Origin of the sequence: Halomonas beimenensis, from assembly GCF_002549795.1 — a bacterium.
Taxonomy (GTDB): Bacteria; Pseudomonadota; Gammaproteobacteria; order Pseudomonadales; family Halomonadaceae; genus Halomonas; species Halomonas beimenensis.
In genome coordinates this window covers 1,701,715-1,717,170 of the sequence record NZ_CP021435.1, presented here as the reverse complement: position 1 = coordinate 1,717,170, position 15,456 = coordinate 1,701,715, and the positions used below count along the sequence as shown (strand labels likewise).

The following is a 15,456-nucleotide window of genomic DNA, read 5'->3' as shown; positions in this document are numbered from 1 at the left end:
GGAAAGGGGTGCCTCATGACAGTCGGGAAAGGGGTTGAATGGTCACCGGCTCGCCGGGTTCGACCGAGGCGCGGGTCTCGTCGAGTTCGATCAGGCAGTCGGCGGCCACCATGGAAGACAGGATACCGGATCCCTGGGCGCCGGTGTCGCGCACCCAGAGTCGCCCCTGGGCATCGTGGCGGGTGACGCCACGCAGGAAGTCGGTGCGCCCGGTGCGGCTTCTCAGCGCCGTTTCGGCCAGGGCGGTCAGGCGCCGCGGCGCGACGTCCGGTCGCCCCTCCAGCCGGCGCAGCAGCGGCGCCACGAACTGCAGGAAGGTGACCATCGCCGCCACGGGATTGCCGGGCAGGCCGAGGAAGGGCACCTCCCGCTCGCCGAGCTGCCCGCAGGCGAGCGGCCGCCCGGGGCGGATGGCGATGCGCCAGAAGGCCATCCGGCCCACGGCTTCCAGGGCCTGTCGGGTGTAGTCCGCCTGGCCCACCGAGACGCCACCGCTGGTCAGCACCAGGTCGGCCCGGCGGGCGGCGTGCTCCAGGGCCCGGATCATCGCCCCGCGATCGTCGGGCAGGATGCCGAGGTCCAGGCAGTCGGCGCCGTGCTCGGCGAGCAGCCCGGCCAGGGTGAAGCGGTTGGCATCGAAGATGCCCGCCTCCGGCAGCGGCTCCCCCGGGGCGGTGACCTCGTCGCCGGTGGAGAACACCGCCACCCGGGGCCGGCGCATCACCGCGGCCTCGGCGTGGCCCAGGGAGGCCAGCAGGCCGAGTTCGGCGGCCGCCAGGCGGGTCCCGGCGGCCAGTGCCCGTTGGCCGCGAGCGATGTCCTCGCCGGCCCGCCGGACGTGCTGGCCCCGGCGCACCCGATCGGGGTGCTCGACGACGACCTCGTCGCCGTGCCAGGCCAGCTGCTCGCGCATGACGACGGTATCGGCCCCCGCCGGCAGGGGAGCGCCGGTGGTGATGGCCACGCACTCCCCGTCCCGCAGCGGGGTGGCATGGCGACGGCCGGCGAGCACCTCGCCGACCCGGCGCCAGCGCGCCGGCGCCTCGCCCTCCCCCGGCCAGGCCAGGGCGATGCCGTCCATGGCGGCGTTGGTGTTCTGGGGCACGTCGATGGACGAGACGATGTCCTCGGCCAGCACCCGCCCGTGCAGGGCCGCCAGGGGGAGCCACTCGGCCGGCAGGGGCGCCGGCGCCAGGCCGCCGAGGGCCTCGTTGGCCTCGGCCGGGGTGAGCATGCGTTCGCCAAGGTCGAAGCAGGACAGCGTCATGCCGGCAGCCCCTCCCGGCGGGGGTGGCGCTCCTCGGGCCATCGGGCGGGCCACTCGGCCACCCAGTCGGCCAGGCGTTCCAGGTCGTTGAGGTCCAGGGCCGCGACCCCGGCCGGGAGCGGCAGCAGGGTGTCGCTGGCCACCGCCTTCACCCAGGGGTCCTCGGCGGCGCGCAGCGGCTTGCCCACGTCGTCGCGGTAGAGCTCCAGCTTCGGCAGGGGCCAGGCCTTGAAGCCTTCCACCAGCACCAGGTCCGGCGCTCTCGGGGCGACCATCTCGACCAGTTCGGCGAGATCGGCCTCCTCCCGCTCCGGGGTCTCCAGCATCAGGGCGATGCGTGCCCGGGAGGCCACCACCATGGGCTCGGCGCCGGCCTGGCGCAGGCGATGGCTGTCCTTGCCGGGCTGGTCCACGTCGAAGGCGTGATGGGCATGCTTGATCACCGCCACCCGCAGCCCTCGGGCGCGCAGCCCCGGCAGCAGCCGCTCCAGCAGGGTGGTCTTGCCGGTGCCGCTCCAGGCGGCGATGCCGAGCAGCGGCAGCTCGTCGCGAAGGGGCAGCTCGGACAGGGGCGCGTCGCTCATGGCCGTGACACCTCCTCTTCCAGGCGGCGCTTGTCGTCGTCGGTGTTGAGGTTGGCGAAGGCCGCGGGGCAGTCGGACATGTCCACGGCCCGCCAGTCGTGCCGGGCATACCAGCGATCGATCTTGCGCTCGCCCTCGGCGAGCGCACGACCCAGGTCGTCGACCAGGTCGCGACGGACCAGGGCCACCACCGGATGCAGCCGCTCGCCGTCGTGGGCGACGGCGATCTCGGCCTCACCGCGCCCGGCGATCAGGCGGGCGACCAGGTCGTCCGGGAGCGCCGGGCTGTCGCAGGGCACCACCACCACCCAGTCGGTGGTCGCGGCGCGCAGGCCGCTGTAGATCCCCATCAGCGGCCCCTGGTAGCCGGCCTCGGCATCGGGAACCACCCGGTCGGCCAGCGGGGCGTAGGCGTCGAGGTGGCGGTTGGCGTTGATCAGCACCTCGGCCACTCGCCCTTGCAGCGGCGCCAGGGCATGGCACGCCAGGGGACGGCCGGCGAAGGCCTCCAGGCCCTTGTCGCGGCCCCCCATGCGTCGTCCCTGGCCGCCGGCCAGGACCAGGCCGGTGAGCGCGTCGCGGTCGATCACGATAATGCTCCAGTAAAATGGTCAGGCTTGGGCTCATCATGCCTCAGCCACGGTCCGTGTGCCATGACCATGGGGTCAGGTTCCGTCCTGACGCTGACCCGGGTCAAGCCACGACTTATCGTAGCCGACGAGAGACGGTATCATCCGTCAAGAATTCTCCACGTACCGCGGCCCCGGCCGCTGCAGGATCGATGATGGACGCAGGTTTCGATGTGGGCGCCCGGCTGAGGCAGCTGCGCCTGGAAAGGGGGCTCTCCCAGCGGGAGCTGGCCAAGCGGGCCAAGGTGACCAACAGCAGCATCTCGTTGATCGAACAGAACAGCGTCAGCCCCTCGGTGAGTTCGCTGAAGAAGATCCTCGATGCCCTGCCGGTCTCGATCAGCGCCTTCTTCGCCGGCGACGAGCCCAACCACCCGAGCCCCTTCTACAAGGCCTCCGAGCTCACCGAGATCGGCGACGGCCAGCTTTCCTGGCGGCTGGTGGCGGCTCGGCGGCCGGACCGGCGGATGTCGATCCTCCACGAGCGCTACCCGCCCGGCTCGGACAGCGGCGAGGACATGCTGGAGCACGACGGCGAGGAAGGCGGGGTGGTGATCTCCGGGCGGATCGAGATCACCGTCAACGGCGAGGTGGAGGAACTCTCGGCGGGCGACGCCTACTACTTCGACTCCCGCCTGCCCCACCGCTTCCGCAACACCGGCGACGAGGAATGCGTGATCGTCAGCGCCAACACCCCGCCGACCTTCTCGGATGGCGGGGAGGAGTTGCATCACGGGTGAGCTGCAAGCGCAAAGTGGCCAAGCGGCCAAGCGGCCAAGCGGCCAAGCGGCCAAGCGGCCAAGCGGCCAAGCGGCCAAGCGGCCAAGCGGCCAAGCGGCCAAGCGGCCAAGCGGCCAAGCGGCCAAGCGGCCAAGCGGCCAAGCGGCCAAGCGGCCAAGCGGCCAAGCGAAGGCTCAAGTAGAAAGTAAAAAGTAGCAAGGAAACCCAAGCTGGCCCCACCTTTCAAAAGAAGGCCCCGCTGGAGATCGCTAGCGAGGCCTTCTTGTCACTTTCTACTTGTCACTTGCTACTTGGCGGCTCGGCGCTCGGCGCTGGATCACTCCCCCGCCCGATAGAGCGTCTGGATGCTGGAGAAGTCCAGCTGGCCGCTGCCTTGGGCGCTGTGCAGGGCGAAGAGGTTGCGGGCCTGGGAGCCCATGGGCACGGTAGCCTTGGCCTTGAGGGCCAGTTCCCAGGCGAGGCCGAGGTCCTTGGCCATGAGGTCGGTGAGGAAGCCGCCCTGGTAGTCCCGCGAGGCCGCCGAGCCCTCCATCACCCCCGGCCAGGGGTTGTAGACGTTGAGCGCCCAGTTGCCGCCGCTGCTCTGCTTCATGATCTCGGAGAGCACCGCCGGGTCCAGGCCGTTCTTGACCCCCAGGGCGAGCGCCTCGGCGGTGCCGCTCATCAGGATGCCGAGCAGCATGTTGTTGCAGATCTTGGCCACCTGGCCGGCACCGATCTCGCCGGCGTGGAAGATGTTCTTGCCCATGCCCTCGAGCACCGGTTTCGCCTGGTCGAAACCGACCGCCTCGCCGCCGACGATGAAGGTCAGGGTGCCGGCCTTGGCCCCGCCGACCCCGCCGGACACCGGGGCGTCCAGGTAGGTCAGGCCGCGCTCGGCGGCGGCCTCCCCCTCCGCCCGGGCATCGTCCGGGGAGATGGTCGAGGCGTCGATGATCAGCGGCTTGTGATCCAGGGCGTCGAGCAGGCCGCCCTCGCCGTCGCGGCCCAGGTAGAGGCTGCGCACGTGGGCGCCGGCCGGCAGCATGGAGATGACCGTCTCGGCGTCTCGGCAGGCCGCCTCGGCGCTCTCGCCGCGCCGGGCGCCCTGCCCTTCCAGGTCCGCCATGGCGGCCTCGACCAGGTCGAAGACGCAGACGTCATGGCCCGCCTGGAGGAGGTTGGCGGCCATGGGCGCGCCCATGTTGCCGAGTCCGATGAATGCGATCTTCATGGCGTTGCTCCTTGGTGTCTTGTCAATTGTTCTACTGCTTCTACTCGGTGTGACAATTCCGGGGGCACCGGGATCATGTCATGACCTTAGGGAGCGCTGATTGATGTCGCGAGCGAAGAGAGGCTGGCCGCCGCCGGAACGGAGCAACCGGAGTTGACTGGCTGCTCAATGAGGATTGCGAGTACCGCCGGCGGCCAGGATATCGAGCGCAGCAATCAATCAGTGTTTCCTAGCCGACCCGGTGGCCCACGCCCAGGTCCCGCAAGGGGTGCTCTTCCTTGCTCCAGGGCGAGGCGAACAGGGCCTGGATGTCCTCTTCGGGGACGCTGGCCACGTCGGCGTGGGACCACTTCGGCTGCTTGTCCTTGTCGATCAGCAGGGCGCGCACGCCTTCGGCGAAGTCGCCCTGGCGGCAGCACTGGACGGAGAGCCCCAGCTCGTCGCGGAAGGCATCGGCCAGGGAGCTGTGGCGATGGCGCTCGAGCATCCGCCACACCAGGTGCGCGGTCATCGGGCAGCCGGAGGCGAGTCGCCCGCGGTTGGCCTCGAGCCAGGGGTCGTCGCTGGCGTCGGCGAGGATTCGCGCGGTGGCGTCCGCGGCCCCGGTCTCGCCCACCAGCGACTGGAGATGATCGCGCAGCGGCCAGACCTGGCCCTCGGGGGCCTGGTCGCGGGCCTCGAAGCGATCCAGCACGCCTTCCACGGCCAGCCGGCAGTCCGCGGGGTCGTGATCGCCGTAGTCGGCCTCGGCCAGGGCGCCGAGCAGGTCGTCACGCCGGTCGCGGGGGATGAAGCGATCCGCCAGCCCCAGGTCCAGGGCGTCCCGGGCGTTGAGCTGGGCGCCGGTGAGCCCCAGGTAGGCGCCGATGCCCGGGGGCATGCGGTTGAGGAACCAGCTGGCGCCGATGTCCGGATAGAGGCCGATGGTGATCTCGGGCATGGCGATCCGGGTGGTCTCGGTGGCCAGGCGCTGGAAGCCGCCGGCCAGCAGGCCCAGGCCGCCGCCCATGACGATGCCGTCGCCCCACACCATCAGCGGCTTGGGATAGGTGTGGATCCGGTGATCCAGGCGATACTCGGCGGTGAAGTAGGTCTCGGCGAACAGGCCGCCCCGGTCCGGGCCCCGCACGTCGCCCTCCTCCATGAGGGAGCGATACAGCGCCACCACGTCGCCGCCGGCACAGAACGCCTTGTCCCCGCTGCCCTCCAGCCAGACGGCGACCACGCTGCGATCCACCGCCCAGGCCTCGAGCTTGGCCGAGAGGCGCTGGATCATCTCCAGCGACAGGGCATTGAGGGATTTCGGCGCGTTGAGTCGCGCCACGCCGACCCGGCCGCCGCCGCGGGTCGGCAATTCGTCGAAGCATACCGCAAGGTCCGACATCACTGTCTCTCCTGGTGTCCGGTCACTGAAGCGATTCGATGACGCCGTCGGCCAGCAGCCGGCGAGCGACGATCAGCCGCATGATCTCGTTGGTCCCCTCGAGGATCTGGTGGACGCGGGTGTCGCGGACCAGGCGCTCCAGGGGGTATTCGCGGATATAACCATAGCCGCCGTGCAGTTGCAGGGCCTCGTTGCACACGTTGAAGCCCATGTCGGTGGCGACGCGCTTGGCCATGGCGCAGTGGGCGGTGGCCTCGGGGTCGCCCTGGTCGAGGCGCCAGGCGGCATGCCGGACCATCAGGCGGGCGGCGGTCAGCTCGCTGGCCATGTCGGCGAGCTTGAACTGCAGGGCCTGGAAGCTCGACAGCTCGCGACCGAACTGCTTGCGCTCGGCCATGTAGTCACGGGCCAGGGTCAGCGCCTGCTGGGCGGCCCCCAGGGAGCAGCTGGCGATGTTCAGGCGGCCGCCGTCGAGTCCCTTCATGGCGAACTTGAAGCCCTCGCCTTCCTCGCCCAGGCGATTGGTCACCGGCACCCGCACGCCGTCGAAGCTGATCAGGCAGGTGGGCTGGCTCTTCCAGCCCATCTTCTCCTCCTTCTTGCCCACCTCGACGCCGGCGGCATCCGCCGGGACCAGGATGGCGGAGACGCCGCCGGCGCCGCTGTCCGGCGCGCCGGTGCGGGCCATGACCACCAGCACGTCGGTGGCGCCGGCGCCGGAGATGAACATCTTGGAGCCGCTGATCACGTACTCGTCGCCCTCGCGCACCGCGCGGGTCTTGAGGCTGGCGGCGTCGGAGCCGGCGCCGGGCTCGGTCAGGCAGTAGGAGCCCAGGGCGTCACCCGCTATCATGGCCGGGACGTAGCGCTCGCGCAGGGCGTCGTCGCCCCAGTTGGCGACCATCCAGGTCACCATGTTGTGGATGGTCAGGTAGGCCGTGGTGGCGATACAGCCCTGGGAGAGCTGCTCGAAGATCAGCGAGGCGTCCAGTCGGGACAGCCCCAGCCCCCCGTGCTCCTCGGGGGTGTAGATGCCGAGGAAACCCGCCTCGCCGGCACGGCGGATGACGTCCACCGGGAAATGGCTGCGCGCATCCCAGTCGGCGGCATGGTCGGCCAGCTCGGCCCGGGCGAAGTCGGCGGCGGCGTCGGCCAGCGCCTTCTGATCGTCTGTCAGCGCAAAATCCATGGAAACCTCTCTTCGAAGAACGGCTATGGGGATCGGGATATCGGCTAGCGCCCGCCCTGCCGACGCCGCTCGCCGGGCGAGACGCGTCGGCTGTCTGGGCACCAACCTAGCACTTGCTTGGTTTATCCCATATCACCCCATGGTCGAACAAGCACTTTACGTTAACGTAAACCTCGTCTAGGGTTCTTGGACGAGGTGGGAAACCGCCGGTGGACCACCCGGCTACAGGAAACAACGTCATGAGTCGACCCTCATCCCAGGCCCAGGAGGCCAACCCCGATGCGCTGCCCAAGCAGCACCGTACCTACAGCATCGGCGAGTTGGCGCGAATGTTCGAGGTGACGCCTCGCACCATTCGTTTCTACGAGCAGGAAGGCCTGCTGGCCCCGACCCGCCAGGGACAGAAGCGCATCTACCGCGAGAAGGACCGGGTGCGCCTGAAGCTGACCCTGCGCGGCAAGCGACTGGGATTCTCGCTGGCCGAGATCCGCGAGGTGGTGGAGATGTACGACGCCATGCCCGATGGCAACGCTCGTCAGCTCAAGCGCCTGCTCGAGATCCTGGCCGACAAGCGCGCCAATCTGGAGCGCCAGCTCGAGGATATCCGCCTGATGAAGCTGGAGATCGACGACGTGGATCAGCGGGCGCGGGAAGTCCTGCGCCAGCTGGGAGATGATGCCTAGCCGGGTGGTCGCCGCGTGATGTTTCCGGTGCCCGACGCTTTCACGCCACAACAAGACGAGAGCCACCATGTCACGCCAAACCCGTCAGATCAGCTATGTCAGCGGCATCAGCGACACCCCCTTGAAGGGCCAGACCATCGGCGACTGCTTCGACGAGACCGTCGAGCGCTTCCCCGACCGGGACGCCCTGATCAGCCGCCACCAGGGGCTGCGCTATAGCTGGAAGGCCCTGCAGGAGGCCGTGGATCAGGCCGCCCGGGCCCTGATGGCCCTGGGCGTCGCCAAGGGCGACCGGGTGGGCATCTGGTCACCCAACTGCGCCGAATGGACCATCACCCAGTTCGCCACCGCCAAGCTCGGCGCGATCCTGGTCAACATCAACCCCAGCTACCGCACCCACGAGCTGGAGTATGCGCTCAAGCAGTCGGGCACCTCGACCCTGATCCTGCAGGGCGCCTTCAAGAGCTCGGACTACGTGGCCACCCTGGCCGAGCTGGCCCCGGAACTGCGTGACGCCACCCCGGAGAGCTTCAAGAGCCAGGGCCTGCCGGAGCTCAGGCGGGTCGTCTGCCTGGACGCCGAGCGCGCCCTGCCCGGCATGCATAGCTGGGACGGCCTGCTCGCCCATGCCGACCGGGTCTCCGCCGAGGAGCTGGCAAGGCTCCAGGCCACGCTTCAGTTCGACGAACCGATCAACATCCAGTACACCTCCGGCACCACAGGGGCCCCCAAGGGCGCAACCCTCTCGCACCACAACATCCTCAACAACGGCTTCTTCGTCGCCCGGACCCTGAACCTCAGCGAGGTCGACCGCATGGTCATCCCGGTGCCGCTCTACCACTGCTTCGGCATGGTGATGGGCAACCTGGGCTGCATGACCCACGGGGCCGCCATGATCTACCCGGGCGACGGCTTCGATCCCCGGAGCACGCTGGAGGCCGTGGCCGAGGAGCGCGCCACCACCCTCTACGGCGTGCCCACCATGTTCATCGCCGAGCTCGAGCATCCCGACTTCGACCAGTTCGACCTGAGCAGCCTGCGCACCGGTATCATGGCCGGCTCCATCTGCCCCATCGAGGTGATGCGCAAGGTCATCGACCAGATGCACATGGAAGACGTCACCATCTGCTACGGCATGACCGAGACCAGCCCGGTGAGCTTCCAGACCCAGACGGATGCGCCGCTGGAGAAGCGGGTGACCACGGTGGGCACCATCCACCCTCACCTGGAGGTCAAGCTGGTGAGCCCGGAGACCGGGGCGGTGGTGCCGCGGGGCGAGACCGGCGAGCTCTGCACCCGGGGCTACAGCGTGATGCTCGGCTACTGGAACAACCCGGAGGCCACCGCCAAGTCCATCGACGAGGCCGGCTGGATGCACACCGGCGACCTGGCCACCATGGACGAGGACGGCTACGTGGCCATCGTCGGGCGGATCAAGGACATGATCATCCGCGGCGGCGAGAACATCTATCCGCGGGAGATCGAGGACTTCCTCTATACCCACCCGGCCATCTCCGACGTCCAGGTGATCGGCGTGCCCGACGAGAAGTACGGCGAGGAGATCATGGCCTGGGTCAAGCTCAGCGAGGGCGAGCGGCTCGACGAGGAAGGCCTGAAGGAGTTCTGCCAGGGCAAGATCGCCCACTACAAGATCCCGCGCTACGTGAAGTTCGTCGACGAGTTCCCGATGACCGTCACCGGCAAGATCCAGAAGTTCAAGATGCGGGAAGAGGCGACGCACGAGCTCGGACTGGACTGAAAGCTGCAAGCTGCAAGCTGCAAGCTGCAAGCTGCAAGCTGCAAGCTGCAAGCTGCAAGCTGCAAGCTGCAAGCTGCAAGCTGCAAGGCAGTGTGATAACCCCCGAGGGAGGCTACAAGGGGTTTCCTTGTAGCTTGCTCCTTGTAGCTTGTGGCTGCCCGAAGGGCGAGGGGTTTCCTTGTAGCTTGTAGCTCGGCGCTTGTAGCTTGAAGCTCCCGGGCGAAGCCCGGGTCACAGCCCTTTCGGCGCGAAGATGCCCGGGGCGTTGCGCCAGTAGCCCTTGTAGTCCATGCCGAAGCCGAAGACGTAGCGGTCCACGACCTCGAGGCTGCAGTAGTCGGCCTTGAGGTCGGGCACGGCCTTGCGGTCGTGACGCTTGTCGACCAGCACGGCGGTGGAGACGCTGGCCGCGCCCGCCTCGCGGCAGTAGTCGAGGATGGCGGCCAGGGTGGCGCCCTCGTCGAGGATGTCGTCGACGATCACCACATGGCGGCCGGCCATGGGGATCTCGGGAGAGACCCGCCAGAACAGCTCGCCGCCGCGGGTGCCGCCGCGATAGCGGGTGGCATGGAGATAGTCCACTTCCAGGGGGAAGCCGAGCCGGGTCAGCAGGTGGCCGGTGGTGATCAGGCCACCGTTCATCACGCAGTAGAAGACCGGCAGCTTGTCGCCCAGGTCCCGGGCGATCTCGTCGGCCATGCGGTCCAGGGCGCGTTCCACCTCATCGTGGCTGATCAGGCAATCGGCGGAATCCATGACCTCACGCATGTCCTCCAGGGACGGGAGGTCGGCATCGAGTTTGGGCATCGGGTGACTCGTCGTGGTTCGGAATACGAAAGGGCGTCAATCGGCGGCCATGGCCTCGAGGCGGTCGTGGACGCGGCGCCAGCGCGGCAGGGCGTCGAGGGCGTCGAGGTCGGGGCGGGCGCGGGCGTAGCGAAGCCTGGCCGGGCGCTTGGCGACCCGGCCGTCGCAGGCCTCGACGACCTCGAGCGCCGCGGCCCGGTCATTGCACACCAGCAGGATGTCGCACCCCGCGGACAGGGCCAGGCGGGCGCGTTCCGCGGGCGAGCCGGCGGCGTTCGTCCCGGCCATGCTCAGGTCGTCCGAGAAGATGGTGCCCTTGAACCCCAGGGTCTCGCGCAGCATGCCGAGCCAGGCCGGGGAGAAGCCGGCCGGTCGATGATCGAAGGCGGGATAGACCACATGGGCCGGCATCACGCCCTCGAGCCGGGGGGCCAGCGCCGCGAAGGGGGCCAGATCCCGGGCGCGCAGCGCGTCCAGGGGCCGCTCGTCCACCGGCAGTTCATGATGGGAATCCGCGGCCACGCCGCCGTGCCCGGGGAAGTGCTTGCCCACCGCGGCCATGCCGGCCTCGTGGAGGCCGTCGACGAAGGCGCCCCCCAGGGTCGTCACGGTGCCGGGATCCGCCGCGAAGCTGCGATCCCCGATCACCGTGGACCGGCCGTCGTCCACATCCAGTACCGGGGCGAAGCTGAGGTCCAGGCCACAGGCCGCCATCTCCATGCCGAGCAGCCAGCCGGCATCCTGGCACAGGCGCCGGGTCACCTCGGGGGTGACGGGATAGTCACGGCCGATGCGCCCCATGGGCGGCAGGCGGGTGACGCCCTGGCGCAGGCGCTGCACGCGCCCGCCTTCCTGGTCGATGGCCAGCAGCAACTCGGGGCGCTCCCGACGGATCGCCCGGCACAGCTCGCGGACCTGGCCGGCGTCCTCGACGTTGCGGCCGAACAGGATCACGCCGCCGACGGCCGGCTGCCTGAGCAGCTCACGCTCCTCGTCACGCAGCCGGGGGCCCTCGAGATCCAGCATCACCGGTCCAAGCGTCTGGGTCATGGTCGCCTTCCTGACGGTTGAAGGGGGGCGATTCTAGCCGAATGCCGAAGCATGTGACAGTCCGGGACGACTCCGCCCGGGGCAATCCGAATCGAGAACCGCGTGTCAGTCGGCCGGATCAAGCCGAAGGCGCATTCGACGTGGCGAGGACGCGGCCGGCCTGGGCTGTCGGGTGCGCTCGCGAGCTGGCGTACCCGACCTACGCCACTGAGCGATCGGCGCCGACGGGCGCCCTTGGCGACAGGAGAGAGCCTGCGCTCACCGCCATCGAGCAGCGGAGATGCCTCCTGCACCCGTCCCGGCGGCCATTGATATCGGCTCCAATGCGAAACAACCGTTGCCCGTGTTTCCCTCGGGAATCCACCCGCCATTCAGGATAGATGAGACCGGACAAGACCGCGCTCGCCCCGTAGAATGGGGCCGGACACCATCGCGGAAAGGAGCGCCCCTTGCCTGTCGACCTTCCCCCCCCATTGCTGTGGCCGCTGGCCGCGATCCTCGGCCTGTGCCTCGGCAGCTTCCTCAACGTGGTGATCGTGCGCCTGCCGGTCATGCTGATGCGCGAGTGGCGCGCCGAGGCCCGGGAGGCCCTGGAGCTCGAGACCGAGGCGCCGCCGACCTTCAACCTGGTCACGCCGCGCTCGATGTGCCCGCGCTGCGAGGCCCCCATCGCCTGGCACGACAATCTGCCGCTGCTGGGCTGGCTCAAGCGCCGCGGCCGCTGCGCGAGCTGCCGGTCGCCGATCAGCCCGCAGTACCCGCTGGTGGAGCTGGCCGGCGGCTTGCTGGCCCTGGCGGTGGTCGCCCTGTACGGGGCCAGCCTGGAGGGGCTCTTCATCCTCGGCGCCTGCCTGGCCCTGCTGGCCATGGCGGTGATCGACCTGCGCACCCAGCTGCTGCCGGACATCCTCACCCTCCCTTTGCTGTGGGCGGGACTCCTCTACCAGCTGATCTTCCAGCCCCTGCAGCTGCCGAGCGCCGTGGTGGGCGCCATGGCCGGCTACCTGGCGCTATGGAGCTTCTACTGGCTGTTCAAGTGGGTCACCGGCAAGGAAGGCATGGGCTATGGGGACTTCAAGCTGCTGGCGGCCCTGGGCGCCTGGCTGGGCTGGCCCTTCCTGCCCATGGTGCTGATCCTCGCCGCCGGCGCCGGCGCGGTGGTCGGCGTCATCGTCCAGCTCGCCGTGCCCCGCCTGCGCGGCGCCCCCATGCCCTTCGGCCCCTGGCTGGCCGCGGCGGGCTGGATCGCCCTGCTGGTCGGCGAGCCGCTGATGGCCACCTACCTGGGACTGGTGACCTGATATGCCCGACATTCCCCTGATCATCGGCGTCACCGGCGGCATCGCCTCCGGCAAGTCGACCGTGGCGCGCGCCTTCGCCCGGCACGGCATCCCGTGGGTGGATGCCGACGACGTGGCCCGGGAAGTGGTCGAGCCTGGCGAGCCGGCCCTGGCCGCCATCGCCGAGCGCTACGGCGAGCGCGTGCTCCAGCCGGACGGCCGGCTGGATCGACGCGCCCTGCGCGAGATCGTCTTCGCCGATGCCGAGGAGCGCCGCTGGCTGGAAGGCGTCACCCACCCGCGCATCCGCGAGCGCCTCACCGAGCGCCTGGCGGCGTTCCGCGACGGCGACGCGCCCTATGCGCTGCTGGTCTCGCCGCTGCTCTTCGAGTCGGGCCAGCACGCGCTGGTCGATCGCACCCTGGTGATCGACGTGCCCGAGGCGCTGCAGATCCGGCGAACGGCGAGCCGAGACGATGTCGACGAGGCCCAGGCCCAAGCCATCGTCGCCGCCCAGATGCCGCGCCGCGAGCGCCTCGCCCGGGCCGACGACGTGCTGGACAACGACACCGACGAGGCCGGCCTGGCCGAGCGGGTCGCCGATCTCGACCGCCGCTATCGCGCGCTGGCCGGTTTGCCCCCGGAACGCTGATTCGAGATCCTTGTCACCAACGAATGACGCCCCCGAAAACGAGAGCGAGCCGATGAGCCAAGCCGATTCCAAGCGCCCCCTCGAGGTCGCCTGCCCCCAGTGCCGCAAGACGGTGCCCTGGACCACGGACCACCCCTACCGCCCCTTCTGCAGCAAGCGCTGCCGGCTGCTCGACCTGGGTGCCTGGGCCGACGAGTCCCACCGCATCGCCGGCGAGCCGGCCATGGACGAGACCGATATCGATGCCTGGCTGGCCCGGGCGGATCGGGACGGGAGCGACTGAGCGACCCTTCCCCCCATCGCAAGGCACTCGAAGAGCTTTTCCGGCGACAAGCCTGCGCGAGGGCGCTGTAGACCCTTCCATGGGCGCTACTTTTGCCCTGCGGCGCTACTGCATCCTGCGTCGCTTGCAGGGCCTGGGTTGGCCATCCGTGGCCAACCCGCTCGGCGGGAAGAACATCCACCGGATGTTCTTCACTTTCCGCCTCGCCCCTGGTCAAAAGACCCACGCTACGCCTTGTCCCCGGCGCTCTTCTCGTCGGAGATCTGGACATGAATTCTGAAGCCATGGGCGACGCCCCGGAATATCGCCTGCTGGCGGAGCTGGAGGCCGCCTATGACCGGCTGGTCGAGGAGGCCGAGGCGCTGGTGAGCGCCTGGCGGGAGAGCGGTGCCCAGGCCTGGGCCTTCGAGGCCGAACACGCCGACGCCGACTGGCTGCACCGGGCCCTGCTGGACTTCTGGTACCAGGACGGCCAGGACGGTCGCAGCACCCGCAGTCACGTGGGGCTGGTCGCCGCCCCGGCGCGGGTCATGGCCGGGGCCGAGGCGGTCAATGCCGCGAAGCGGGCCTTCGCCGAGGTGCTGGGCCGGATCCGCGAACAGGCGCCGTCGCTGCTCCCCGAGGCCAAGGCCGTCCTGCCCTTCCGTCATCCCCGGCTGCACAGCCACCTGCGCGGCAGCGGGCTGGCGCGGCTGCATCTCAAGCAGTGCTGGCGGGCCATCCCGATCGCTCCGGCCCCGGTGGCCCGGGTCCGGCTGGCCTGGTACGCCAGCGGTCGCTCGATCAAGCGCCTCAGCGTCCGGGAGGCCGAGCAGAAGCTGCTCGCCCTGGACACCGAGGCCCCCCATGTGCAGATCCAGCTGCGCACCCTGGCCGGACTGCCCGACGGCGAACCCCTCGCCCAGGTGCAGCAGCAGGCCCCGCTGATGCGCGCCAACCTCTTCTTTCGGGAACCGCTAGAGGACGGCCACGACCGGCAGGCCATGAACGTGGCGCTGCCGCTCTTCGTCCCCGCCGAGGATGGGCGCCTGCCCGACCACAATCGGCCGCCGACGAGCCCGCCGGAGCGGCGCACCCGCGCCCTGCGCCGAGATGTCCGCCTGGAGGCCGAGCCGTTGCTGCCGAGCCTGAGGGTGTATCGCTACCGAGGCTGAGCAAGGCTCGGGGTTCGAGGGTCGAGTGGAAAGTAGAAAGTAGAAAGTGGCAAGGAAAAGGCTGCAAGCGTGAGGGGCCAGGTGTGAGGTGGCCCTGTAGGCTGGATAAGCCCGCCCAGCGGGCGCCTCCGGCGTCCCGGAAGGCCAGGCTCGTGCCGGCATCGTGCTGGATGCGCTAGCGCTTATCCACCCGACCCCACTACCAGATGACTGCAGGCCCCTCGGGCAGGGACAAGGCGCGAGGAACGAGCAGCAAGGAGCGAGGTATTCCTTGCGACTTTCTACTTGCTACTCGCAGCTCGCACATACCCGACGCCTTACCGGGGGGGGATCAGGCGATGCGGCCGAGGGCCTGAAGGGTCTGGAGAAGGTCCTTGACGCTCTCGGCGGGCAAGGCGTAGTCCTGCATCAGGGCCGCGAGCTGGCGCTCGAAGGCCTGGTGCCGGGCCTGTTCGTCCATCTCGGGTTCCTGGTCCTCGAGGGGGCGCACGGGCGGGCCGGTGGGAATATCCAGTCGGGAGTCCGGACGTTCGAGTTCACGCAATGCCTCGGCGAAGGCATCGTCGAGTTCGCGGAACTTGCGTAACTTCTCACGCTCATCCATGGGTTTTCGGGAGTTTGACTGTTTCATTCGCTTCCAATGGGTTTACGGCACAGGGCGGTAAGGGGAGCGGCCGCTGGCCATGACGATGCGTTGGAGTATACCCGCTAACCCGCCCCCTGACACCTGCCGGTGGCGGGCTCGCCCGCCAGAAACTATGCCGAATCGCTCAATGCTGGT

General features: G+C 69.4%; 16 protein-coding genes. 7 read left to right on the top strand and 9 right to left on the bottom strand.

The genetic code is table 11. The features are described from left to right. Positions 1 to 13: 13 nt before the first annotated feature. The 3 genes from moeA to mobA are packed head-to-tail and all read right to left on the bottom strand — an operon-like array spanning position 14 to position 2,441. Complete coding sequence (moeA, locus tag BEI_RS08165; protein ID WP_097789052.1) at positions 14 to 1,267, bottom strand: molybdopterin molybdotransferase MoeA; 1,254 nt, start codon at positions 1,265 to 1,267, stop codon at positions 14 to 16. Continuing rightward, entirely contained in the window at positions 1,264 to 1,851 is a 588-nt protein-coding gene (gene mobB, locus BEI_RS08160; RefSeq protein WP_097789051.1) for a molybdopterin-guanine dinucleotide biosynthesis protein B, read from the bottom strand. Before mobB ends, moeA begins: the two co-directional genes overlap by 4 nt. After that, positions 1,848 to 2,441: a molybdenum cofactor guanylyltransferase MobA gene (gene mobA, locus BEI_RS08155; protein ID WP_097789050.1), complete on the bottom strand. Its 594-nt coding sequence runs from the start codon at positions 2,439 to 2,441 to the stop codon at positions 1,848 to 1,850. Before mobA ends, mobB begins: the two co-directional genes overlap by 4 nt. A 194-nt stretch (positions 2,442 to 2,635) precedes the next feature. Here mobA and BEI_RS08150 point away from each other — a divergent pair, with 194 nt between their 5' ends. After that, positions 2,636 to 3,220, top strand: coding sequence for a cupin domain-containing protein (locus BEI_RS08150; protein ID WP_097789049.1), 585 nt, complete (start codon positions 2,636 to 2,638; stop codon positions 3,218 to 3,220). Between the two features lie 317 nt (positions 3,221 to 3,537). Here BEI_RS08150 and mmsB read toward each other — a convergent pair whose 3' ends face one another. The 3 genes from mmsB to BEI_RS08130 all read right to left on the bottom strand — a co-directional run bounded on the left by mmsB (position 3,538) and on the right by BEI_RS08130 (position 7,007). Further along, the gene (gene mmsB, locus BEI_RS08140; protein WP_097789047.1) at positions 3,538 to 4,434 is read right to left on the bottom strand and encodes a 3-hydroxyisobutyrate dehydrogenase; all 897 of its coding nucleotides are present in this window, start codon (positions 4,432 to 4,434) and stop codon (positions 3,538 to 3,540) included. 229 nt (positions 4,435 to 4,663) lie between these two features. Further along, entirely contained in the window at positions 4,664 to 5,818 is a 1,155-nt protein-coding gene (locus tag BEI_RS08135) for an enoyl-CoA hydratase/isomerase family protein (RefSeq protein ID WP_097789046.1), read from the bottom strand. 22 nt (positions 5,819 to 5,840) lie between these two features. Beyond that, on the bottom strand, positions 5,841 to 7,007 hold the full coding sequence (locus BEI_RS08130) for an acyl-CoA dehydrogenase family protein (protein WP_097789045.1): 1,167 nt from the start codon (positions 7,005 to 7,007) through the stop codon (positions 5,841 to 5,843). A 239-nt stretch (positions 7,008 to 7,246) separates the two neighbouring features. Here BEI_RS08130 and BEI_RS08125 point away from each other — a divergent pair, with 239 nt between their 5' ends. After that, on the top strand, positions 7,247 to 7,690 hold the full coding sequence (locus BEI_RS08125; protein WP_097789044.1) for a MerR family transcriptional regulator: 444 nt from the start codon (positions 7,247 to 7,249) through the stop codon (positions 7,688 to 7,690). A gap of 67 nt (positions 7,691 to 7,757) precedes the next feature. Further along, positions 7,758 to 9,449, top strand: coding sequence for an AMP-binding protein (locus BEI_RS08120; RefSeq protein WP_097789043.1), 1,692 nt, complete (start codon positions 7,758 to 7,760; stop codon positions 9,447 to 9,449). Between the two features lie 231 nt (positions 9,450 to 9,680). Here the strand turns inward: BEI_RS08120 and BEI_RS08115 are convergent, their stop codons facing one another. Next, complete coding sequence (locus tag BEI_RS08115) at positions 9,681 to 10,256, bottom strand: hypoxanthine-guanine phosphoribosyltransferase (RefSeq protein ID WP_097789042.1); 576 nt, start codon at positions 10,254 to 10,256, stop codon at positions 9,681 to 9,683. Between the two features lie 36 nt (positions 10,257 to 10,292). Beyond that, positions 10,293 to 11,306 (bottom strand): beta-N-acetylhexosaminidase, encoded by a 1,014-nt coding sequence (nagZ, locus tag BEI_RS08110; protein WP_097789041.1) that lies wholly within the window; start codon positions 11,304 to 11,306, stop codon positions 10,293 to 10,295. 449 nt (positions 11,307 to 11,755) lie between these two features. Here nagZ and BEI_RS08105 point away from each other — a divergent pair, with 449 nt between their 5' ends. From BEI_RS08105 to BEI_RS08090, 4 genes are all read left to right on the top strand, one after another. After that, positions 11,756 to 12,607 (top strand): prepilin peptidase, encoded by an 852-nt coding sequence (locus BEI_RS08105; protein ID WP_097789040.1) that lies wholly within the window; start codon positions 11,756 to 11,758, stop codon positions 12,605 to 12,607. A 1-nt stretch (position 12,608) separates the two neighbouring features. Beyond that, positions 12,609 to 13,238 carry a dephospho-CoA kinase gene (coaE, locus tag BEI_RS08100; RefSeq protein ID WP_097789039.1) on the top strand — a complete coding sequence of 210 codons (630 nt, stop codon included), beginning with the start codon at positions 12,609 to 12,611 and terminating at the stop codon, positions 13,236 to 13,238. A 52-nt stretch (positions 13,239 to 13,290) separates the two neighbouring features. Next, positions 13,291 to 13,521, top strand: coding sequence for a DNA gyrase inhibitor YacG (gene yacG / locus BEI_RS08095; protein WP_097789038.1), 231 nt, complete (start codon positions 13,291 to 13,293; stop codon positions 13,519 to 13,521). Between the two features lie 269 nt (positions 13,522 to 13,790). Continuing rightward, positions 13,791 to 14,675: a DNA replication terminus site-binding protein gene (locus BEI_RS08090; protein WP_227644647.1), complete on the top strand. Its 885-nt coding sequence runs from the start codon at positions 13,791 to 13,793 to the stop codon at positions 14,673 to 14,675. A gap of 331 nt (positions 14,676 to 15,006) precedes the next feature. On the opposite strand, the gene BEI_RS08085 is transcribed toward BEI_RS08090, so the two are convergent. Then, positions 15,007 to 15,279: a hypothetical protein gene (locus BEI_RS08085; RefSeq protein ID WP_097789036.1), complete on the bottom strand. Its 273-nt coding sequence runs from the start codon at positions 15,277 to 15,279 to the stop codon at positions 15,007 to 15,009. Positions 15,280 to 15,456: the final 177 nt, after the last annotated feature.